Here is a 21,922-nt window from a genome sequence, read left to right as displayed (position 1 = left end):
AAAAGCCTTTAAAAACAAAATAATTACTAATTAATAAAAAGAAATGAGAAAAATATTTTTCATGCTATGTCTGATAACTTCATCAGTATTTTCGCAAAAAGAAGTAAATTCATATAAATATATTATCGTTGAAAAGAAGTTTGATTTTTTAAGAACAACAGATGAGTATCAAACAAGTTCATTAACAAAATTTTTGTTTAACAAATATGGTTTTACGGCATTTTTAGCTGATGAAAAATTACCAGATGATGTCGCAAAAAATAGATGTTTAGCATTAACAGCAACTATTGTAGATGATTCAGGATTGTTAACGACAAAAAATAAAGTAGCATTGAAAGACTGTTCTAATACGCTTGTTTTTTTATCAAAAGAAGGAAAAAGTAGGGAGAAAAATTATAAAAAAGCATATCATCAGGCAATTCGAAATGCTTTTAAAAGTATTGAAGCACTCAAATATAAGTATGATTTCACAGATGAAATTGTTTTAAATACACAAATCGAGAAAAGTCCTCAGCAAGTTCAAACTAATGTTATTCGTCTGACGGCGACACCAGTTGCTGATGGTTTTAAACTTTTAAATACTTCGTCTGAAGTGATTTTGGAACTCTTAAAAACAGAACTTACAACTATTTTTATCTTAAAAAATAAAAAAGGAATTTTATATAAAACAAACACTACTTGGACGGCTGAATATTATCAAAATGGTCGTAAAATTCGTGAAAAATATCAGGTTAAATTTTAATACTGATATTTATCTTTCCAGCGTTTTTTAAGGATTTCTCTAAATTGATTTTCTCGAGGATTATTTCCTGGTTCGTAGAATTTGGTGTTTTTTATTTCTTCGGGCAAAAACTCTTGATTTACAAAATTTCCTGAATAATTATGTGAATATTGATAGTCTTTTCCGTAATTCAAATCTTTCATTAATTTGGTTGGAGCATTTCTTAAATGCAACGGAATTGGTAAATCGCCTGTTGTTTTTACTAGGTTTTGAGCCTCGCCAATTGCCATATAAGAAGCGTTACTTTTAGCCGAATTTGCTAAATAAATAGCACATTGACTTAAAATAATTCGTGATTCTGGATAGCCAATTACCGAAACCGCTTGAAACGTATTATTTGCCATAATAAAAGCGGTAGGATTGGCATTTCCAATATCTTCAGAAGCTGAAATAAGCATTCTTCGAGCAATAAATTTGACATCTTCACCACCTTCAATCATTCTAGCGAGCCAATAAACTGCGCCATTTGGGTCGCTTCCTCGGATTGATTTTATAAAAGCCGAAACAATATCGTAATGTTGTTCACCAGTTTTGTCGTAGCGAACCGTGTTTTTTTGAATTTTTGATAAAACAAGTTCATTTGTAATCTCGATTTCTGTTTCAGGAGCAACTAATAATTCAAAAATATTTAAAAGTTTTCGAGCATCGCCACCAGATACTTGCAATAAAGCATCTGTTTCTTTTAAAATTATTTTTTTATCAGCAATAAAAGCATCTTTTTCGATGGCTCGATGTAACAATGCGATTAAATCATTTTTATCAAAAGAATTTAAAATATACACCTGACAGCGAGAAAGTAGGGCAGGAATTACTTCAAAACTTGGGTTTTCGGTGGTGGCGCCAATTAAGGTAATCCAGCCTTTTTCGACTGCTCCAAGTAAAGAATCTTGTTGCGATTTGCTAAAGCGATGAATTTCATCAATAAATAAAATAGGATTTTTTTGACTAAACAATCCGCCGCTTTTCTTCGCTTTTTCAATAATTTCACGCACATCTTTTATACCTGCGCTAATGGCGCTCAAAGTATAAAAAGGTCTCCCAGATTCGTTGGCAATAATATTGGCAAGTGTTGTTTTTCCAATTCCCGGAGGTCCCCAAAGAATTAAGGAAGGAATTATTCCTTGTTTAATATGATTGGTTAAAATACCGTTTTCACCAACCAAATGTTGTTGACTTATATAATCTGATAAATGTTGTGGACGTATTCTTTCTGCCAAAGGTTGATTCATTTGGTAAAAATAGCAAAGATTTCTGACAGATGTTCCGAAATTTTTAGTTGGATTTATTTTTGATATTTTAGTAATTATGAAAACAGCTACTCAATTAAAATATTCGAACCGCATTTTTTTGTTGCCATTTATTTTTGTATTTTCTATTTGGATTATCTATTGGATAGAAATTACTTTTGGCTTCAATTTCAATAAATTTGGTATTTTACCAAGAGAATTAAGTGGCTTAAAAGGAATTTTGATGTCACCTTTTATCCATGGCGATACAGGGCATTTGTTTAATAATTCCGTGCCATTATTTGTGCTTTCGGCGAGTTTATTTTATTTTTATAGAGAAGTTGCTTTAAAAATATTGATTTTCGGTGGATTATTTACCGGTTTTTTAACGTGGAGTATTGCTCGTGAATCCTATCATATTGGGGCGAGTGGCGTTGTTTATTTATTGTTTAGTTTTGTGTTTTTTAGCGGAATTATAAAAAAACAGTATCGACTTGTCGCAGTTTCGTTAATTATGATATTTTTATACGGAAGTATGATTTGGTATGTGTTGCCAATTAAAGATGGTATTTCATGGGAAGGACATTTATCAGGGTTTATTACAGGGATTTTATTGGCGATTTTTTATCGAAAAAAAGGCGTAATTAAAGAAAAATTTGTGTTCTCTAAAACAGCTTTTGATGAATTGTTTGATGAAAATGGAAATTACGTTCCACCAGTAATTCAAGAAGAAATTGTATCAGAAGAAGATACTGAAAAAGAGAAAGAAGAGAAAGAAGATAAAAAAATAGAAATTAATATATCCGAAGAAAAAAAAGAAATAGAAAAATCATCAGAATTAAATTACAAGTATATTTATACAGAAAACAATCATAAATCATAAATAAAAAAATCCCGCAAAAAGCAGGATTTTAATTTTTATAATTCTCTAATAAATGTATTATTTCTTTTTATTGTCTTTGACGAATAGTTTCATAAAGAAAAACGCCACAAGCAACAGAAACATTTAAAGATTCAATTTCACCAAGTAATGGTAATTTTGCTTTATAATCTGCCATTTTTAATACAGAATTACTAACTCCTTTATGTTCAGAACCCATTATGATAGCAACTGGCTGATTAAAATCAACATCAAAAACAGAATCTTCTGTCTTTTCAGTAGCGGCAACTAATTTTATGTTTTCAGCCTGTAATTGAAACATTGCGTCTTTAATATGATCAACCTTACAAATAGGAATTTTAAAAGCAGCACCTGCTGATGTTTTAATCGTTTCTGCATTTACAGGAGCACTTCCACTTTTTTGAATGATAATTCCGTTTACACCCGTACACTCAGCAGTTCTAATAATTGCTCCAAAATTTCGAACATCAGATACTTGATCTAATAATAAGAACAATGGAATTTTATCAGATGCTAAAGTCGTTTCAATTAAGGTTTCTAAATCATGAAAATCAACAGGAGAAATTCTTGCAACCGCTCCTTGATGATTACTATGTTTAGATAATCTATCTAGTTTTTCTGTAGGAACAACACTGATGGAAATTTTATTTTTTCTTAATAATTTATCTAATTCAAAAAATAATTCTCCACGAAGTCCTTTCTGTAAATATACTTTGTTAATTGATGCTTCACTTTCAATCGCTTCAATTATTGCTCTAATACCAAAAATAGTAGTGTTTTCTTCCATACGGCAAAGGTAGTTGAATTTTTTTAACAAAAAAACGCTCTAATAAATTAGAGCGTTAATAAAATAAAATAAATCTAAAAAAAAGTGTTAATACTTATCCCAAAATAATTTTTGTTCCGTAGTATCGCCTCCAATTGCTGAAGAAGCATTTTTGTAATTACTTCCGTTTAACGTTTGTTCTACCACAGGATATGTGTATCGGTTTGGAAAACCAGAATAAGCATCCGTAGGAGTCGCTAATTTAGGAAAATCTAAAAGTCTGATTGATGTCCAAGCCTCTAATCCTCTGTTGTATAAAGCAATCCATTTTTGTGTACCAATTATTTCTTTCCAAGTTTTACTTGCTAAAAGTGTGTTATAATCTACGCTTGGTGCAGCTAAAAATGTAGTAGCATCTGCGGTAGAAAGTCCCCAATCTTCAAAAGAAGCGGTAATTGCCATATCATAATGACTCTTAGCAGTTCCTCCAACTGAAAAAGAACGAGCCGCAGCTTCCGCTAGTAAAAATTGTACTTCCGAATAATCAAAAATAACACCTTTGGTCGTTGCTGCTTTTATAACGTCAGCAACTTGTGTGTGTTTCTTGAAATTAGAAGAACTTCCAATTTCACCACCTAAATAAACAACTTGAGGTACCGTAGGATCAGCATCTACATTTGAAGAAAAATAGGAAGCCATTCTTGGATCTGTAAAAGTTACAGAACCTGGAACAACCGTTGCATTATCTTTTGAATCGATAACATCATCTTCATTCGAATCTGTTAAATATTCATAGGTTCTTGGTTGCATAATTTCGATGATTGTCTTTCCTGCAACAAAATCATTTCTTCCACTTAATACTAAATTATCATGAATTGGATTGGTATTTGGATCAGCAGAATAATACGTAAAAGTTGCATTATCAGCATTGCTTGTAAAAACACCCGTAGCAACCGCAGATTCAATAGTCGATTTAGCCAATGTATTATCGACATCAGAAAGTAAAATCCCCATTCTTAATTTTAAAGAAGCTCCCAGTTTTTTCCACTTTGTTACATCTCCATTATAAATATTATCGGCAGCTCCATAACTCGATAAATTAGGATTTAACGTGTTAATTGCTGTTGTTAAACGTACAATCAAATCTTTGTAAACTGTTAATCCGTCATCATATTTAGGTAAAAGATTATCGATATCTAAAGCTTCCGTGTAAGGAACATCGCCAAACGTTTCCACTAATGAAGCGTATGCATACACGTTTAATATTTCAATAATTGCTAATTTATTCGACTTTAAAGCATTTAATTCATTCGTTGAATATGTAGTTGCTTTAATTGTCTTTTTTGCCTGATCTAAATCTTTTAAGACATCTTTATATAAAATGTCCCAATGATTTTTAGGAATACTACGTGTTAATTGATCGTAATTACTCTCGTCTGTATAAGTGGTTTCCTGTAAATATTGTGACCAAAGCTTTGTGTTATTATTATTGACATTTAAATCAACAATTTGATCGACTAAAGCTTTCTGTGCTCCAGAAAATAAACTTTCTCCTGGTACGTTTGCGGGATCTTTAATGTTCTTATTTAAGCTTTCTAAATTATCAGAACAAGAAGCAATAAATATTGCGGATACTAAAATTAATATTTTTTTCATTTTGTTGTCTTTAGAATTTTAATTTAAGGTTAAACCCAAAATTTCTTGTTGTTGGAAGTGAACCAGTAGAATATCCTTGTAAGTTACCAGATGATAAACCAGATTCTGGATCTGCATGTGGTAAATTCTTATGGATTATCCATAGATTTGAACCAGAAAAACTAATAGAACCTCCTGTTAAAAAGGTATTGTTCATCATTTTATCCGTAAAGTTATAAGTTATTGCTACTTCTCTTAATTTTACGAAACTAGCATCATATACAAAAGCGGCATTTGGTAATCCTCTTCGGTATCCAAAAGCACCGTATCTATCAGTTCTAATACGCGTAGTATTGGTTGCACCATCAGAATTAACACCTGGATTAATCATACCTCCACCATCTGCAATAGAATTTCTTACAGGGTTGCCTAAATCATTTATAAAAGCAGTTTCAGCATTTACTCCTGTTGCTAATCCATACGATTGATCTAAAGAAAAAATACTTCCTCCTTTTTGAAAATCAACTAAGAAACTTAACGATACATTTTTATATTTAAAACTGTTCGAAATTCCCATTAACCAATCTGGGCTAGTATCCCCAATTATTTTATCAGAACTACTTGTTTTAACATATTCACCACTTTCGGCATCAACGACTTTTTTACCGTTCAAATAGGTGAAATCAGTTCCTTGAATAACACCATATGGTTGACCAACCGTAGCATTAATGGTTACACCTCCTTGAAAATCTCCTAATTGTAAGTTCGAAATACCTTCTGTTAATGAAATAACTTTACTTTCATTTTTAGACCAGTTTACATTGGCATTCCAAGAAAAATTATCAGTTTTTATAGGCGTACCATTTATTGATACTTCTAATCCTTTATTTTCAATTTCTCCAGCATTTAATATTTTACTAGAGTATCCAGTAGCTGTTGATACAGGCACTCCTACAATTTGATCTATTGAATTATTTTTATAATAAGCAAGGTCAAAACCTAAACGATTTTGTAATACTTTCATTTCAAGACCAACTTCAATACTTTCAGTTCTTTCAGGTTTTAAATCTATATTTTTTTTGGTATTTCCTACTGATGTACTTGGTGTTCCAGGAGCAATATTTACTCTATAGGTATCATTTAAATAATCAAAAGGAGCACTGTTTCCTACCTCTGCGTAGTTTGCTCTTAATTTACCAAATGATAACCAATCTTGATTTAATAGTTTAGAAAACACAAAACTACCAGCAAATGAAGGATAGTAGAAAGTACTATTATCATTAGGTAAGGTAGAGGAGTGGTCTCTTCTTATAGTTGCATCAAAAAAGAACGTATTTTTGAATCCTAAAGAGGCACTTCCGTAAACTCCATCTACCCCAACTTTTTCATCTCTTTCAATAGGTAAAGGTAATGGACCAATACTGTTTTGTAAAGAATAAAGTTTAGGAACACTTAATCCACCAGCTGTAGAAGCATATATAGATTTAAATGTATTTCTTCGGATGTTTGTTCCTACAATGGCTTTTAAATTAAGGTCTTCGGTTAAATTTCTGTCTAAGTTAAACATGAAATCATAATTTGTTTCTGTATTAGAAATATTTTTTCTACCGTAACCAGCATCAACATTACCTCTACTAACACCAAAAGCAGCAGGAACACTTCCGTTTGCTCTTCTTTCTTCTTGAATTTCGTTGTAAGTATCTGTTGATATTCTACCAGTAACATTTAACCAGTCGTTTATTTCATAATTTAAAGAGATATTTCCTACAAAACGATCTCTTGAATCATTTTGATAATTTTCGTATCGTTTCCAGTATGGATTATCCCAAAAGATAGGAGCAGAACCAGCGTCAGATGTTGCAGGATTCCAAGTTATGTTTCTTTTAGTTGAAAAATAGCTATCTTTTTGTTGTTGTAAATCTACATTTGTTTGTCCCCATTGCTTGAACATTGTTAAGATATTGTCATTATATCCAGTAGAGTTACGTCCTTTTGCTTTTGATTTGATGTAATTTGCATAGGCTGTTGCTGTAAATTTCTCTGTCATTTTAAGGTTACCGCTCATCGAAAAATTATGTTTTTTCTGAGAACTGTTAGGCATTAATCCTGTTTGATCAAACTGTGTATAGTTAATTCTAAAATTACCTTTTTCAGAAGATTGATCTAAAGAGATTGAATTTGTAATTGTGATAGGTGTTTCAAAAAACTCGATAGGTCCATTTTTAGGACTAATCCAAGGCGTTTTTTTCTTATAATTAGGAGAAGTAGGATCAAAAGAATCCCATTGATATACTAATAATTTAGGATCAAAAGCAGCTCCATAAGAAGCGTCTTCCATATAAGGTACTACTAAATCTTTTGTTCCATCACCATTAATATCTTCTAAAAGCCATTGACTACCAGGACCATCATAAAAAGGACCGTAACCAGCACCATATTTTGTTTGAAACTTTGTAAAAGTACTTTTGTCAATTTTACCAAAAGATGCACCAGAATTAATAGTTACTCCAATTCCTTTTGAATCTTTTCCTTTTTTAGTGGTAATCATAATAACACCATTGGCAGCTCTAGAACCGTATAATGCAGAAGCGGCAGCTCCTTTAAGAATGTTAATAGAAGCAATATCTTCAGGGTTAATATCTGAAGCAGGATTTCCATAATCATAATATCCACCAACTCCTTCAGCTTGGCTAGAAGCGTTTGAGCTTGAATTACCAATTGGCACACCATCAATAACAAATAAAGCTTGGTTATTTCCTGTAAGCGATGCATTTCCACGGATTACTACATTGGTAGATCCTCCCATGTTATTGTTCTTTCTAATTTGAATACCAGAGGCTTTCCCAGATAAAGCATTTACAAAATTCCCACTTTTATTGGTTGTTAATTCGTCTCCTTTTACTTCTTGAGTTGCGTATCCTAGCGATTTTTTATCTCTAGAAATTCCCAAAGCAGTAACGACAACTTCATCAAGAATATTATCATTTTTCATAATAATATTGATGGTATTTGAAGATCCAATTATTTTTTGGATACTCTTCATACCGATAAAGCTAAAAACCAAAACATCACCAGTTTTAGTTTTGATAGTGTATTTACCATCAAAATTAGTTTCGGTACCTTGATTCGTTCCTTTTTTCAATACGGTAACTCCAGGTAAAGGACCTGATTCGTCAGATACTGTACCAGAAACCGTTTTTTCTTGAGCAAACGATATTTGCACAATCAACGCTAGTAGTAGCGTTAAAATTCCATTAAACGTTGTTTTCATTTTGTGTAAGTTTGAATTATCTTCTAAATATCCTGATTTTATGTTAAGTAGCCAAACTTTTCCTTAAAGTTTTCTTAAATAAATATTAATTTTGATGTTTATTGATACTTTTTAGTATCACATTTTTAACAGTAATGGCTCTTTTGGCTTGTTATTGTTATATTCATATTTTTTAAAAAAAATATGAATATCTAGTTTCTATATAATGTTATTATTGATTTGGTGTGTTAATATTTTATTTTCAGGAGATTAAAATAAATATTTTGTAAAACAACTTACTGATATTTGAATGTTTAGAAAAAAAAACGTAAGTTTGCACACTCTTTTAAAACAGAGTAATTTAAGTACAAATTAAAAACAAGCAATAATAGTATGCCAACTATTCAACAATTAGTTCGTAAAGGAAGAACCAAAATAACTAAGAAGAGTAAATCGGCTGCATTACAAGCTTGTCCTCAGAGACGTGGAGTTTGTACGCGTGTATATACCACTACACCTAAGAAACCTAACTCAGCAATGCGTAAGGTAGCAAGGGTAAGATTAACAAATGGTAACGAAATTAACGCGTATATCCCAGGTGAAGGACACAACTTGCAAGAGCACTCGATAGTATTAGTTAGAGGTGGAAGGGTAAAAGATTTGCCAGGTGTTAAGTATCACGTAGTACGTGGTGCGTTAGATACTGCAGGAGTTGAGGGTAGAACCCAACGTAGGTCTAAGTACGGAGCAAAACGCCCAAAGAAGTAAAATTAATCAACTAACTTTTTTAATGTAAAGACATGAGAAAAAGAAAAGCGAAAAAAAGAGTCCTTTTACCGGACCCAAGGTTTAATGACCAATTGGTGACACGTTTTGTGAATAACTTAATGTGGGATGGTAAAAAGTCTGTGGCTTTTAAAGTATTTTATGATGCAATAGACATCGTAAATGAAAAAAAGACTGACGAGGAAAAGTCAGCTTTAGAAATTTGGAAAGACGGTTTGTCTAATGTTATGCCACATGTAGAGGTTCGTTCTCGTCGTGTTGGTGGAGCAACTTTTCAAATACCAATGCAAATTCGCCCAGATCGTAAAGTATCTATGGCAATTAAATGGATGATTACTTATACGCGTAAGCGTAATGAGAAAACAATGGCACAGCGTTTAGCTGCTGAAATTTTAGCTGCGGCTAAAGAAGAAGGAGCCGCTGTTAAAAAGCGTACAGATACGCATAAAATGGCTGAAGCTAACAAAGCATTCTCACACTTTAGATTCTAAGAAATGGCTAGAAATTTAAAATTTACTAGAAATATTGGTATTGCTGCACATATTGATGCAGGTAAAACTACTACTACAGAACGTGTATTGTATTATACGGGTGTGAGTCATAAAATAGGTGAAGTACATGATGGTGCCGCAACTATGGATTGGATGGAGCAAGAGCAAGAAAGAGGTATTACAATTACTTCTGCTGCTACCACTTGTGAGTGGAAGTTTCCATTGAATAACGGTGAAGCTACCGATGAAACTAAAGGGTATCACTTTAATATTATTGATACTCCTGGTCACGTTGATTTTACAGTAGAGGTAAATCGTTCGTTAAGAGTTCTTGATGGATTGGTTTTCTTATTTAGTGCTGTTGATGGTGTTGAGCCTCAATCAGAAACTAACTGGAGACTTGCTGATAACTATAAAGTACCTCGTATTGGATTTGTGAATAAAATGGACCGTCAGGGATCTAACTTTATGGCTGTTTGTCAGCAAGTAAAGGATATGTTAAAGTCAAATGCAGTGCCAATTGTGATGAACATTGGTGATGAGGATGAGTTTAAAGGTATTGTAGATTTAGTGAAGAATCGTGCTATTATATGGCATGATGCAACACAAGGAGCTACGTTTGATGAAATTGAAATTCCAGAGGATTTAAAAGAAGAAGCTGCTGAATTAAGAGGGAAACTTATTGAAGAGGTTGCTGCTTATGATGAAAATCTTTTAGAAAAATACATGGAAGATGAAGATTCAATTACGGAAGATGAGGTGCATGCTGCACTTCGTGCTGCTGTAATGGATATGTCTATCATTCCTATGATTTGTGGATCAGCATTTAAAAATAAAGGTGTTCAGTTCTTGTTAGATGCTGTATGTCGTTATTTACCTTCTCCAATGGATAAGGAAGCTGTTATCGGAACAAATCCTAGTACAGGTGAAGAAGAAAGAAGAAAGCCAGATGTTAAGGAGCCTTTTGCTGCTTTAGCATTTAAAATTGCTACGGATCCTTTCGTAGGACGTTTAGCCTTTTTTAGAGCTTATTCTGGGCGTTTAGACGCTGGTTCTTATGTTTTAAATAATCGTTCAGGTAAAAAAGAACGTATTTCTCGTATTTATCAAATGCATGCTAACAAGCAAAATGCTATTGATTATATTGAGGCTGGAGATATTGGTGCTGCTGTAGGTTTTAAATCTATTAAAACAGGAGATACTTTATCTGATGAAAAGCATCCTATCGTTTTAGAATCAATGGACTTCCCTGATCCCGTAATTGGTATCGCGGTTGAGCCTAAAACTAAAGCAGATGTTGATAAGTTAGGTATGGCTTTAGCTAAGTTGGCTGAAGAGGATCCTACATTTACAGTTAGAACTGATGAGGCTTCAGGACAGACTATTATTTCTGGAATGGGTGAGTTACACTTAGATATTATTGTTGATCGTTTAAAACGTGAATTCAAGGTAGAAGTTAACGAAGGTCAGCCACAAGTAGAATACAAAGAGGCTATTACAGCTTCCGCAGAACACAGAGAAGTTTATAAGAAACAATCAGGTGGTCGTGGTAAGTTTGCTGATATTGTATTTACTATGGAACCAGCTGATGAGGGTGTTCAAGGGTTACAGTTTGAATCTGTAATTAAAGGTGGAAACGTTCCTAAAGAATTTGTTCCTTCTGTAGAGAAAGGATTCAAAGAAGCTATGAAGAACGGTCCTTTAGCAGGATACGAAATGGATTCAATGAAAATAACTTTAAGAGATGGATCTTTCCACCCTGTGGATTCTGATGCATTATCTTTTGAGTTAGCTGCAAAAATGGGGTATAAGGCTGCTGCTAAAGCTGCCAAAGCCAGAATTATGGAGCCGTTAATGAAGGTCGAAGTGTTAACTCCAGAGGAGAACATGGGAGATATTGTAGGGGATTTAAACAGAAGAAGAGGGCAGGTTAACGACATGAGTGATCGTGCTGGAGCTAAAGTTGTAAAAGCATTAGTGCCATTATCTGAAATGTTCGGTTATGTTACTGCTTTAAGAACGATGTCTTCAGGTAGAGCAACTTCTACTATGGAATTCTCTCATTACGCAGAAACTCCATCAAATGTTTCTGAGGATGTAATTGCAAAAGCTAAAGGTTAATAAGATATTAAGATGAGCCAAAAAATTAGAATTAAATTAAAATCTTACGATTATAACTTAGTAGATAAATCTGCTGAGAAAATCGTAAAGACTGTAAAGGCAACTGGAGCTGTAGTAAACGGTCCTATTCCTTTACCAACAAATAAAAAGATTTTTACTGTATTACGTTCACCACACGTAAACAAAAAATCTAGAGAGCAATTTCAATTATCTGCTTACAAAAGATTATTAGACATCTATAGTTCTTCTTCTAAAACTATTGATGCTTTAATGAAACTTGAGTTACCTAGTGGAGTTGAAGTTGAAATAAAAGTATAATACAACTAACTTTCGGTTTAATTTTTTTAAACCGAAAGTTTTTTATACTTTTGCACACCGGAATTTAGGTTCTGTGGTGTACAAATTCTGGTTTTTAATCAGAGTTTAACATGTCCTGAGGGTTTCGCAAGGGAAAGATGGTAAAAAACAAATTCAGAGCGAAGGTGTTTTTTCAGCTCTTTTTTTTGCTCAAAACTTAAAAGGGGAAAATGAAACATTCGTTTCAAATAATTATTATTAATAGACGCGCTGGATACATAAATTAAATCTATCGTCTTAAAATTAACAAATATGTCTGGGTTAATAGGTAGAAAAGTAGGTATGACCAGCTTATTCGACGAAAACGGGAAGAATATTCCTTGTACAGTAATCGAAGCAGGGCCATGCGTGGTTACCCAAGTCAGAACTGAAGAGGTTGACGGCTATAGTGCGTTACAACTAGGTTTCGATGACAAAAAAGCAAAAAGCTCTAATAAAGCTTTAGATGGACACTTTACAAAAGCTGGTACATCTGCTAAGAAAAAAGTCATTGAATTTCAAGGTTTTGATGGAGAGTATAAATTAGGTGATTCAATTAGTGTTGATTACTTTACTGAAGGTGAATTCGTAGATGTTTCTGGAGTTTCTAAAGGTAAAGGTTTTCAAGGTGTTGTTAAGCGTCATGGTTTTGCCGGTGTTGGTCAAGCAACTCACGGTCAGCATAACCGTTTAAGAGCTCCTGGTTCTATTGGTGCTGCATCATATCCTGCAAGAGTATTCAAAGGAATGCGAATGGCAGGTCGTATGGGTGGAGACAAAGTAAAAGTTCAAAATTTAAAAGTATTAAAAGTGGTTGCTGATAAGAATCTTATCGTAGTTAAGGGAGCAATTCCTGGTCACAAGAATACTTTTGTAACTATCGAAAAATAATGAAAGTAGCAGTTTTAGATATTACAGGAAAAGATACCGGTAGAAAAGTTGAACTTTCTAACGAGGTATTCGCAATTGAGCCAAATGATCACGCAATTTATTTAGATGTAAAGCAGTACTTGGCTAATCAAAGACAAGGTACTCATAAAGCTAAAGAAAGAGCTGAGATTGCAGGTAGTACAAGAAAGATTAAAAAGCAAAAAGGAACAGGTACTGCACGTGCGGGTTCTATTAAATCTGGAGTTTTCAGAGGAGGTGGACGTATGTTTGGACCAAGACCAAGAAGCTATTCTTTCAAGTTAAATAAAAACTTAAAGCGTTTAGCACGTAAGTCTGCTTTAAGTATTCAAGCAAAAGATAGTAATTTAGTAGTTATTGAAGATTTCGATTTTGAATCTCCAAAAACTAAAGAATTTATCAATGTTTTAAAAGCTTTAGATTTAGAGACTACTAAGTCTTTATTCGTTTTAGGAGAAGAAAATGCTAATGTTTATTTATCATCTCGTAACTTAAAAGGAACTAAAGTTGTAAATGCTACAGGAGTAAATACTTACAGTGTTTTAAACGCTAACAAAGTAATTATTTCTGAAAGCTCTTTAGAAGGAATTCAATCTAATTTAAGTAAATAGGAAAGATATGAGTATTTTAATAAAACCTATTATTACGGAAAAAGCAACACAGGATAGCGAAGTTAATAATCGTTATGCATTTGTGGTAAATAGTAAGGCTAATAAATTGGAAATCAGAAGTGCTGTTGAAGCAACTTACGGTGTAGCAATTAAGTCTGTGAAAACTATGAATTATCCTATTAAAAGAAATACTAAACATACCAAAAAAGGTTTAGTTACAGGGATAACAAGTGGATACAAAAAAGCAATCATTCAGTTAGCTGAAGGACATGCTATTGATTTTTATAACAATCTTTAAGAAAAGACAACATGTCAGTTAGAAAATTAAAACCAATAACACCAGGTCAGCGTTTTAGAGTTGTAAATGGGTTCGACACCATAACAACTGATAAGCCGGAGAAATCTTTATTAGCTCCGAAAAAACGATCTGGAGGTCGAAACAACCAGGGTAGAATGACAACACGTAACATCGGTGGTGGTCATAAACAAAAATATCGTATTATCGATTTCAAAAAAGATAAGCATGGTATTCCTGCAACAGTAAAAACTATAGAGTACGATCCAAATCGTACGGCATTTATTGCTTTACTTAGTTATGCTGATGGTGAAAAGCGTTATGTAATTGCACAAAACGGTTTAAAAGTAGGTCAGGTAATCGTTTCAGGAAAAAACTTAGCTCCAGAAGTTGGGAATGGTTTATTCTTAAGCGAAATTCCTTTAGGAACTACAATTTCTTGTATTGAGTTACACCCAGGTCAAGGAGCTGTTATGGCTCGTTCAGCTGGTTCATTTGCTCAATTAATGGCAAGAGATGGAAAGTATGCAACAGTAAAGTTACCTTCTGGTGAAACAAGATTAATCTTGTTAACTTGTATGGCAACTATTGGAGTTGTATCGAACTCAGATCACCAATTACTAGTTTCTGGTAAAGCTGGTAGATCTAGATGGTTAGGTAAGCGTCCAAGAACGAACGCTGTACGTATGAATCCAGTGGATCACCCAATGGGTGGTGGTGAAGGACGTTCTTCAGGAGGACATCCAAGATCAAGAAACGGTATTCCAGCTAAAGGGTTTAAGACTAGATCTAAAACTAAAGCTAGTAATAAGTATATTATAGAACGTAGAAAGAAATAAACCATGGCAAGATCATTAAAAAAAGGACCTTTCGTTCACTATAAATTAGAGAAAAAAGTGTTAGCTAACGTTGAAACTGAGAGTACTTCAGTTATCAAAACTTGGTCAAGAGCAAGTATGATTACTCCAGATTTCGTTGGGCAAACAATTGCCGTTCATAATGGACGTCAGTTTGTACCAGTTTACGTTACTGAAAACATGGTAGGTCATAAATTAGGCGAATTTTCACCAACACGTTCTTTTAGAGGGCACGCTGGTGCAAAAAATAAAGGAAAAAAATAGTAGGAAATTATGGGAAGTCGTAAACATAACATGGCAACACAGTTAAAAGAAGCAAGAAAGTCTAAAGCTTTCGCTAAAATAACTAATTGTCCTACATCACCAAGAAAAATGCGCTTGGTAGCAGATTTAGTAAGAGGTGTTGAAGTTGAAAAAGCTTTACAAATCTTGAAATTTAGCTCGAAAGAAGCAGCTACAAATTTAGAGAAATTGTTATTGTCTGCAATTGCAAACTGGCAAGCTAAAAATGAAGACGCTAGTATCGAAGATGCTGGATTATTCGTGAAATCTATTTGTGTAGATAGCGCAGGTATGTTAAAGAGATTAAGACCAGCTCCACAAGGTCGTGCTCATAGAATTCGTAAGCGTTCTAATCACGTTACTTTAGAGTTAGGTACTAAAATTAAAAGCAATTAATCAAAGTAGATATGGGACAAAAAACAAATCCAATTGGAAATCGTTTAGGAATTATCAGAGGATGGGAATCTAACTGGTACGGTGGAAACGACTACGGAGATAAATTAGCTGAAGACTATAAAATAAGAGAGTATGTTAGTGCTCGTTTATTTAAAGCAAGTGTATCAAGAATTATTATTGAGCGCACACTTAAACTTGTAACCGTTACTATCACTACTGCTAGACCTGGTATTATTATTGGAAAAGGTGGGCAAGAGGTAGACAAGTTAAAAGAAGAGCTTAAGAAAATTACAGGAAAAGAAGTTCAAATTAATATTTTCGAAATTAAGCGTCCAGAATTAGATGCTAATTTAGTAGCAGCTAGTGTTGCGCGTCAAATTGAAAATAGAATTTCTTACAAGCGTGCTACCAAAATGGCTATTACAGCAGCAATGAGAATGAATTCAGAAGGGATTAAAATCCAAATTTCTGGTCGTTTGAATGGAGCAGAAATGGCACGTTCTGAGCACTATAAAGAAGGAAGAATTCCTCTTTCTACTTTTAGAGCAGATATCGATTATGCACTTGTTGAGGCACATACACAATACGGAAGATTAGGTATTAAGGTATGGATCATGAAAGGTGAGGTATATGGAAAACGTGAATTATCTCCATTAGCAGGACTATCTAAACAAAAAGGTGGTGCTAATAAAGGTGGCGGTAATGCTAAACGTCAACAACCTCGCAGAAGAAAATAATTTTTAAAATTAGAAATTAAAAATGTTACAGCCAAAAAGAGTAAAATACCGTAAGGTACAGAAGGCGAAAGGAAATATGAAAGGTAACTCTGGTAGAGGTGCTCAACTTTCTAACGGAACGTTTGGTATCAAATCATTAGATCAGAATTTACTTACCTCGCGCCAAATAGAGGCAGCTCGTATTGCGGCAACTCGTCACATGAAGAGAGAAGGACAGCTTTGGATTAAAATATTTCCAGACAAGCCTATTACAAAGAAACCTTTAGAAGTACGTATGGGTAAGGGTAAAGGTGCTCCAGATCATTTTGTTTCAGTAATTAAACCAGGTAGAATTTTGTTTGAAATTGGTGGTGTACCAATGAATGTAGCAAAAGAAGCTTTACGTTTAGCTGCACAAAAACTTCCAGTTAAAACGAGGTTTGTTATTGCAAGAGATTTTGATTTTAACGCTTAATTCTATATACAATGAAACAATCAGCAATTAAAGAATTAACCACTACCGACTTACAAGGAAGGTTAGTGACGTTAAAGAAAAATTATACGGATCTTAAGATGGCTCACGCCATAACTCCATTGGAGAACCCAATGCAGATTAAAAGCTTAAGAAAAACTGTAGCAAGAATTGCTACAGAGTTAACTAAAAGAGAATTACAATAATTCTAGTCAGTTTTAAAGATGGAGAAAAGAAATCTTAGAAAAGAGAGAATAGGTGTAGTATCTAGTAGCAAAATGGAGAAATCTATTGTTGTTAATGAGGTAAAAAGAACCAAGCACCCAATGTACGGTAAGTTCGTATTAAAGACGAAAAAGTACGTTGCACATGACGAGAATAACGATTGCAACGAAGGAGATACTGTTAGGATCATGGAAACACGTCCTATGAGTAAATCTAAACGTTGGAGATTAGTAGAAATCCTAGATAGAGCTAAATAATATGTTACAGACAGAATCAAGATTAAGAGTCGCAGATAACACTGGAGCAAAAGAAGTTTTAGTGATTAGAGTATTAGGAGGAACAAGAAAGCGTTACGCTAGTGTTGGTGATAAGATTGTTGTTACAATCAAATCTACAACTCCAAATGGAAGTGTAAAGAAAGGTCAAGTATCTCGTGCTGTTGTTGTTCGTACTAAAAAAGAAATTAGACGTAAGGACGGATCATATATCAGATTTGATGATAATGCTTGTGTACTTTTAAATCCTACTGAGGAGATGAGAGGGACACGTGTATTTGGTCCTGTTGCCCGTGAATTACGTGATAAGCAATTTATGAAGATAGTATCATTAGCACCTGAAGTGCTTTAAATCGACATTAAGATGAAGAAGTTCAAAATAAAATCAGGAGATACTGTTAGAGTATTAGCAGGAGATCACAAAGGATCGGAAGGTAAAGTTTTACAAATCCTTAGAGATAAGGACAGAGTATTAGTAGAAGGTGTGAACATGGTGTCTAAACACACTAAACCATCTGCAGCTAGTCCTCAAGGAGGAATTGTAAAAAAGGAAGCTTCTTTACACATATCTAACTTAGCGTTAATCGAAAACGGTGAAGCTGTAAAAGTTGGTTATAAAGTAGAAGAAGGTAAGAAAATTAGATTTTCAAAAAAATCGGATAAAGCAATATAACAATGAGTTACGTACCAAGATTAAAAGAGGAGTACAAGAGCAGAGTTATAAAAGCTCTTACTGAGGAATTCGGTTATAGTAATGTAATGCAAGTGCCTAAATTACAAAAGATTGTTGTAAATAAAGGTGTTGGTGCAGCTATAGCAGATAAGAAATTAATAGAATACGCTATTGACGAGTTAAGTACAATTACAGGTCAAAAAGCAGTTTCAACGATCTCTAAGAAAGATGTTGCAAACTTCAAATTACGTAAAGGGATGCCAATTGGTGCGAAAGTTACGTTAAGAGGAGTTAAAATGTACGAATTTTTAGACAGATTAGTTACCGCTTCTTTACCACGTGTAAGAGACTTTAACGGAATTAAAGCGAACGGTTTTGATGGTAGAGGTAATTACAATTTAGGTATTACTGAACAAATCATCTACCCTGAAATTAATATTGATCAAGTAAAAAAGATTAGTGGAATGGATATTACTTTTGTAACATCTGCAAACACTGATAAAGAAGCTAAATCTTTATTAACTGAATTAGGTTTACCATTTAAAAAGAACTAGAAGATGGCTAAAGAATCAATGAAAGCGCGTGAGCGTAAAAGAGCTAAAACGGTAGCAAAGTATGCAGATAAGAGAAAGGCTTTGAAAGCAGCTGGAGACTATGAAGGCTTACAAAAGTTACCTAAGAATGCATCACCAGTTAGAATGCACAATCGTTGTAAATTAACAGGTCGTCCGAAAGGATATATGCGTCAGTTCGGTGTTTCACGTGTTACTTTCCGTGAAATGGCTAACAATGGATTAATTCCAGGTGTTAAAAAAGCAAGCTGGTAAACAGCACTTTTTATAAAAATTAAAAAGCATATCACAATTTTGTGATATGCTTTTTTTATATATGTCACTTTTAATAGTGACATTATTTGTTATATAAAAATATATTTTAGTTTTGTCTCCTCTATATACGACGGTTTTTATTTTTTGCAAATTTCATTCATTTTGAAGTTAAAAAATTTCTTGAATTAATAAGTTGTTTATGAATTCCTGTAGAATTTTTTTATTGAATAAAATTTAAACAGGCTTTATATAAAACACGTAAAATTTAATTATTGATTTCTATTAAAATGAATAATTTTAAAGGTTTAAATACGCCAATAGATTAAAAACCAAAATGATAATTCATAAAAATGTTTATTTCTGATTTTTTTTATTATATTTGCACTCTGTTTTGTAAGATAAATTGTGCCTTGTAAGTAAATACTATCTAAATATAGTATAATGCTTATGAGATTTTATCTTAAAAACTAAAAATAAATATTAACGGGTTTCAGGTTCGGTAGTCTCTTTTATCTGCAAAGAAAAAGAATTATTGAAAACCAAAACCATAATTTAATTAATTATGTATACAGATCCAATTGCGGATTTTCTTACTCGAGTGAGAAATGCTATTGCAGCAAATCATCGAGTAGTTGAGATTCCTGCTTCAAAATTGAAGAAGGAAATGACGAAAATTTTGTTCGATCAAGGTTATGTTTTAAGCTACCAGTTCAATGAAGATAAAGTTCAGGGAACAATCAAAATCGCTTTAAAATACGACAGAGACACGAAAGAATCAGTAATCAGAAAGATTCAAAGAATTTCAACACCAGGTTTACGTAAATACGTTGGCGCTAAAGAAATGCCAAGAGTATTAAACGGTTTAGGTATTGCTATTGTTTCTACATCGAGAGGTGTAATGACAAACAAAAAAGCAAAACTTGAAAATGTTGGTGGTGAAGTATTATGTTACGTTTATTAATCACTTTGTACGATGAGTAGAATAGGGAAAAATCCAATCGCATTACCACAAGGTGTTGAAGTTAAAGTAGACGGAAATGTGGTTACAGTAAAAGGTAAATTAGGAACATTAACTCAAGAGTTAAAGTCTGAAATTACTGCAGAAATTGAAGATGGTGTTTTAACAGTTAAAAGAGCATCAGATAGTAAAGATCATAGAGCAGCGCACGGTTTATACCGTTCTTTAATCAGTAACATGATTGAAGGTGTTTCTAATGGTTATACTAAGGAATTAGAGTTAGTAGGTGTAGGTTACAGAGCATCTAACCAAGGGCAAAAGTTAGATTTAGCTTTAGGTTTCTCTCATAATATTGTTTTAAACTTAGCTCCTGAAGTAAAGGTTGAAACGGTATCAGATAAAGGGAAAAACCCAATCATTAAGTTATCTTCATTTGACAAGCAGTTAGTTGGTCAAGTTGCAGCGAAAATTCGTTCTTTCCGTGCTCCAGAGCCATATAAAGGAAAAGGAATTAAGTTTGTAGGTGAAGTATTAAGAAGAAAAGCAGGTAAATCTGCATAATAAATAAGAGAAATTATTATGGCATTATCAAAGCTTGAAAGAAGACAACGAATTAAGTATAGAATTAGAAAAGTTATTACTGGAACAGCTGCTAAACCTAGGTTATCAGTTTTCAGAAGTAACAAAGAAATTTATGCTCAATTAATTGATGACGTTACTGGTGCTACAATTGCATCTGCATCATCAAGAGATAAAGAAATTACATCTGGTTCTAAATCAGAAGCTGCTACTGCAGTAGGAAAAGCAATTGCTGAAAGAGCTGCTGGAAAAGGTGTTGAAACTGTTTCTTTTGATAGAAATGGATTTTTATACCACGGTAGAGTTAAAGTATTAGCTGAAGCTGCTAGAGAAGCTGGTTTAAAATTTTAAGAAATTATATTATGTTAGGATATAAAAACGTAGAAAGAGTAAAACCAAGCGGATTAGAGCTTGTAGATAAATTAGTAGGTGTACAACGTGTTACTAAGGTTACAAAAGGGGGTAGAGCATTTGGTTTCTCTGCAATCGTAATTGTAGGTGATGGTAATGGTGTTGTAGGTCATGGATTAGGAAAGTCTAAAGATGTTGCTTCTGCAATTGCTAAAGCGATTGAAGATGCAAAGAAAAGTTTAGTACGTATTCCTCTTCTAGACGGTACTTTACCTCATGAACAAAAAGGTAAATTTGGTGGTGCGAAAGTATTCATCAAGCCTGCTTCACATGGTACAGGAGTTATCGCCGGTGGTGCAGTACGTTCGGTATTGGAATCAGTTGGTGTTAAAGACGTATTATCAAAATCTCAAGGATCTTCAAATCCTCATAACGTAGTGAAAGCAACTTTTGATGCTTTATTACAATTACGTAATGCGGCAACTATTGCTAAGCAAAGAGGTATTTCTTTAGAGAAAGTTTTTAACGGTTAAAATTTAAGACGATGAGTAAAATTAAAGTTACACAAGTAAAGAGTAAAATTGGTCGCCTTAAAAGTCAAAAAGCAACGTTAGAGGCATTAGGTTTACGCAAATTGAACCAAACTGTAGAGCACAATGCAACAGCTCCAATTTTGGGAATGGTAAAAACAGTTTCACACTTAGTTTCTGTAGAGGAAATTAAATAAGACAATAATAAGATGAGTTTACATAACTTAAAACCTGCAGTAGGATCTACAAAGAGCCGTAAACGTATAGCACGTGGAGAAGGTTCTGGTAAAGGAGGTACTGCAACAAGAGGTCATAATGGTCAGAAATCTCGTTCTGGTTATTCTCGTAAAATAGGATTTGAAGGAGGTCAGATGCCACTTCAAAGACGTGTACCTAAATTTGGTTTCACAAACATTAACCGTAAAGAATATGTTGGTGTTAATTTAGAGAAATTACAAGAATTAGTTGAAAACGGAAAGATTTCAGATACAGTAACTTTAGCGATTTTAGTAGAAAATCGTTTAGCTCGTAAAAATGACTTAGTAAAAATACTAGGAAATGGTGAGTTAAAAGCTAAATTAAACATAACCGTACACAAATTTACTGCAACAGCAAAAGCCGCTATTGAAGCTGCAGGAGGTGAGGTAGTTACATTATAAAACAACTGTAAATG

At 33.4% G+C, this 21,922-nt stretch carries 30 protein-coding genes; 26 read left to right on the top strand and 4 right to left on the bottom strand.

Going from position 1 to position 21,922, the window contains the following annotated elements; genetic code table 11:
• The first annotated feature begins 43 nt into the window (after nt 1-43).
• Nucleotides 44-742, top strand: coding sequence for a hypothetical protein (locus L0U77_RS04305; RefSeq protein ID WP_233900788.1), 699 nt, complete (start codon nt 44-46; stop codon nt 740-742).
• On the opposite strand, the gene L0U77_RS04300 is transcribed toward L0U77_RS04305, so the two are convergent.
• Nucleotides 739-2,010, bottom strand: coding sequence for a replication-associated recombination protein A (locus L0U77_RS04300; protein WP_233900787.1), 1,272 nt, complete (start codon nt 2,008-2,010; stop codon nt 739-741). The genes L0U77_RS04305 and L0U77_RS04300 overlap by 4 nt on opposite strands.
• 76 nt (nt 2,011-2,086) lie before the next feature.
• Here L0U77_RS04300 and L0U77_RS04295 point away from each other — a divergent pair, with 76 nt between their 5' ends.
• A complete protein-coding gene (locus L0U77_RS04295) occupies nt 2,087-2,890 on the top strand; it encodes a rhomboid family intramembrane serine protease (RefSeq protein WP_233883552.1) in 804 nt (267 codons plus the stop codon).
• A 67-nt stretch (nt 2,891-2,957) separates the two neighbouring features.
• Here the strand turns inward: L0U77_RS04295 and rlmB are convergent, their stop codons facing one another.
• The 3 genes from rlmB to L0U77_RS04280 form a co-directional block, all read right to left on the bottom strand.
• Complete coding sequence (rlmB, locus tag L0U77_RS04290) at nt 2,958-3,695, bottom strand: 23S rRNA (guanosine(2251)-2'-O)-methyltransferase RlmB (protein WP_233883551.1); 738 nt, start codon at nt 3,693-3,695, stop codon at nt 2,958-2,960.
• A gap of 87 nt (nt 3,696-3,782) precedes the next feature.
• Nucleotides 3,783-5,330, bottom strand: a complete 1,548-nt coding sequence (locus L0U77_RS04285) for a SusD/RagB family nutrient-binding outer membrane lipoprotein (protein ID WP_233900786.1) — start codon at nt 5,328-5,330, stop codon at nt 3,783-3,785.
• 10 nt (nt 5,331-5,340) lie between these two features.
• The gene (locus tag L0U77_RS04280; protein ID WP_233900785.1) at nt 5,341-8,580 is read right to left on the bottom strand and encodes a SusC/RagA family TonB-linked outer membrane protein; all 3,240 of its coding nucleotides are present in this window, start codon (nt 8,578-8,580) and stop codon (nt 5,341-5,343) included.
• 372 nt (nt 8,581-8,952) lie between these two features.
• Between L0U77_RS04280 and rpsL the strand changes: the two genes are divergently transcribed.
• The 24 genes from rpsL (at nt 8,953) to rplO (ending at nt 21,908) form a co-directional block, all read left to right on the top strand.
• Complete coding sequence (gene rpsL / locus L0U77_RS04275) at nt 8,953-9,327, top strand: 30S ribosomal protein S12 (RefSeq protein WP_028887479.1); 375 nt, start codon at nt 8,953-8,955, stop codon at nt 9,325-9,327.
• A 32-nt stretch (nt 9,328-9,359) separates the two neighbouring features.
• A complete protein-coding gene (gene rpsG, locus L0U77_RS04270; protein ID WP_058885440.1) occupies nt 9,360-9,836 on the top strand; it encodes a 30S ribosomal protein S7 in 477 nt (158 codons plus the stop codon).
• A gap of 3 nt (nt 9,837-9,839) precedes the next feature.
• Nucleotides 9,840-11,957, top strand: coding sequence for an elongation factor G (gene fusA, locus L0U77_RS04265; RefSeq protein WP_101916661.1), 2,118 nt, complete (start codon nt 9,840-9,842; stop codon nt 11,955-11,957).
• A gap of 12 nt (nt 11,958-11,969) precedes the next feature.
• On the top strand, nt 11,970-12,275 hold the full coding sequence (gene rpsJ / locus L0U77_RS04260) for a 30S ribosomal protein S10 (RefSeq protein WP_058885438.1): 306 nt from the start codon (nt 11,970-11,972) through the stop codon (nt 12,273-12,275).
• A 291-nt stretch (nt 12,276-12,566) separates the two neighbouring features.
• A complete protein-coding gene (gene rplC / locus L0U77_RS04255) occupies nt 12,567-13,184 on the top strand; it encodes a 50S ribosomal protein L3 (protein WP_058885437.1) in 618 nt (205 codons plus the stop codon).
• Nucleotides 13,184-13,813: a 50S ribosomal protein L4 gene (gene rplD, locus L0U77_RS04250; protein ID WP_101916660.1), complete on the top strand. Its 630-nt coding sequence runs from the start codon at nt 13,184-13,186 to the stop codon at nt 13,811-13,813. Before rplC ends, rplD begins: the two co-directional genes overlap by 1 nt.
• 7 nt (nt 13,814-13,820) lie before the next feature.
• Nucleotides 13,821-14,111 carry a 50S ribosomal protein L23 gene (gene rplW / locus L0U77_RS04245; protein WP_101916659.1) on the top strand — a complete coding sequence of 97 codons (291 nt, stop codon included), beginning with the start codon at nt 13,821-13,823 and terminating at the stop codon, nt 14,109-14,111.
• Nucleotides 14,112-14,122: 11 nt separating this feature from the next.
• Nucleotides 14,123-14,947, top strand: coding sequence for a 50S ribosomal protein L2 (gene rplB / locus L0U77_RS04240; protein ID WP_101916658.1), 825 nt, complete (start codon nt 14,123-14,125; stop codon nt 14,945-14,947).
• 3 nt (nt 14,948-14,950) lie between these two features.
• Complete coding sequence (gene rpsS, locus L0U77_RS04235; protein WP_101914885.1) at nt 14,951-15,229, top strand: 30S ribosomal protein S19; 279 nt, start codon at nt 14,951-14,953, stop codon at nt 15,227-15,229.
• Nucleotides 15,230-15,238: 9 nt separating this feature from the next.
• A complete protein-coding gene (rplV, locus tag L0U77_RS04230; RefSeq protein WP_101916657.1) occupies nt 15,239-15,643 on the top strand; it encodes a 50S ribosomal protein L22 in 405 nt (134 codons plus the stop codon).
• A gap of 11 nt (nt 15,644-15,654) precedes the next feature.
• Complete coding sequence (rpsC, locus tag L0U77_RS04225; RefSeq protein ID WP_101916656.1) at nt 15,655-16,380, top strand: 30S ribosomal protein S3; 726 nt, start codon at nt 15,655-15,657, stop codon at nt 16,378-16,380.
• Nucleotides 16,381-16,402: 22 nt separating this feature from the next.
• The gene (gene rplP, locus L0U77_RS04220) at nt 16,403-16,834 is read left to right on the top strand and encodes a 50S ribosomal protein L16 (RefSeq protein WP_101916655.1); all 432 of its coding nucleotides are present in this window, start codon (nt 16,403-16,405) and stop codon (nt 16,832-16,834) included.
• A gap of 11 nt (nt 16,835-16,845) precedes the next feature.
• Complete coding sequence (gene rpmC / locus L0U77_RS04215; RefSeq protein ID WP_058885429.1) at nt 16,846-17,037, top strand: 50S ribosomal protein L29; 192 nt, start codon at nt 16,846-16,848, stop codon at nt 17,035-17,037.
• Between the two features lie 18 nt (nt 17,038-17,055).
• A complete protein-coding gene (rpsQ, locus tag L0U77_RS04210; RefSeq protein ID WP_058885428.1) occupies nt 17,056-17,313 on the top strand; it encodes a 30S ribosomal protein S17 in 258 nt (85 codons plus the stop codon).
• A gap of 1 nt (nt 17,314) precedes the next feature.
• On the top strand, nt 17,315-17,683 hold the full coding sequence (gene rplN / locus L0U77_RS04205; RefSeq protein WP_058885427.1) for a 50S ribosomal protein L14: 369 nt from the start codon (nt 17,315-17,317) through the stop codon (nt 17,681-17,683).
• 12 nt (nt 17,684-17,695) lie between these two features.
• Entirely contained in the window at nt 17,696-18,004 is a 309-nt protein-coding gene (gene rplX / locus L0U77_RS04200) for a 50S ribosomal protein L24 (RefSeq protein WP_233883543.1), read from the top strand.
• Between the two features lie 2 nt (nt 18,005-18,006).
• Complete coding sequence (gene rplE / locus L0U77_RS04195; RefSeq protein WP_101907017.1) at nt 18,007-18,558, top strand: 50S ribosomal protein L5; 552 nt, start codon at nt 18,007-18,009, stop codon at nt 18,556-18,558.
• Nucleotides 18,559-18,561: 3 nt separating this feature from the next.
• Nucleotides 18,562-18,831: a 30S ribosomal protein S14 gene (gene rpsN, locus L0U77_RS04190; RefSeq protein WP_233883541.1), complete on the top strand. Its 270-nt coding sequence runs from the start codon at nt 18,562-18,564 to the stop codon at nt 18,829-18,831.
• Between the two features lie 562 nt (nt 18,832-19,393).
• A complete protein-coding gene (gene rpsH / locus L0U77_RS04185; RefSeq protein WP_101916654.1) occupies nt 19,394-19,792 on the top strand; it encodes a 30S ribosomal protein S8 in 399 nt (132 codons plus the stop codon).
• Between the two features lie 12 nt (nt 19,793-19,804).
• On the top strand, nt 19,805-20,350 hold the full coding sequence (gene rplF, locus L0U77_RS04180; RefSeq protein WP_233883539.1) for a 50S ribosomal protein L6: 546 nt from the start codon (nt 19,805-19,807) through the stop codon (nt 20,348-20,350).
• A gap of 18 nt (nt 20,351-20,368) precedes the next feature.
• On the top strand, nt 20,369-20,719 hold the full coding sequence (gene rplR / locus L0U77_RS04175) for a 50S ribosomal protein L18 (RefSeq protein WP_101916652.1): 351 nt from the start codon (nt 20,369-20,371) through the stop codon (nt 20,717-20,719).
• Nucleotides 20,720-20,727: 8 nt separating this feature from the next.
• On the top strand, nt 20,728-21,252 hold the full coding sequence (rpsE, locus tag L0U77_RS04170) for a 30S ribosomal protein S5 (protein WP_101903633.1): 525 nt from the start codon (nt 20,728-20,730) through the stop codon (nt 21,250-21,252).
• A gap of 11 nt (nt 21,253-21,263) precedes the next feature.
• On the top strand, nt 21,264-21,446 hold the full coding sequence (rpmD, locus tag L0U77_RS04165) for a 50S ribosomal protein L30 (RefSeq protein WP_101916651.1): 183 nt from the start codon (nt 21,264-21,266) through the stop codon (nt 21,444-21,446).
• 12 nt (nt 21,447-21,458) lie between these two features.
• Nucleotides 21,459-21,908, top strand: a complete 450-nt coding sequence (rplO, locus tag L0U77_RS04160) for a 50S ribosomal protein L15 (protein ID WP_101916650.1) — start codon at nt 21,459-21,461, stop codon at nt 21,906-21,908.
• The last annotated feature ends 14 nt before the right edge of the window (nt 21,909-21,922 follow it).

Origin of the sequence: Tenacibaculum piscium, assembly GCF_021390715.1 — a bacterium.
Taxonomy (GTDB): domain Bacteria; phylum Bacteroidota; class Bacteroidia; order Flavobacteriales; family Flavobacteriaceae; genus Polaribacter; species Polaribacter piscius.
Note: the sequence above shows the minus strand (reverse complement) of the source record. Positions and strands in the feature narration are given on the sequence as shown.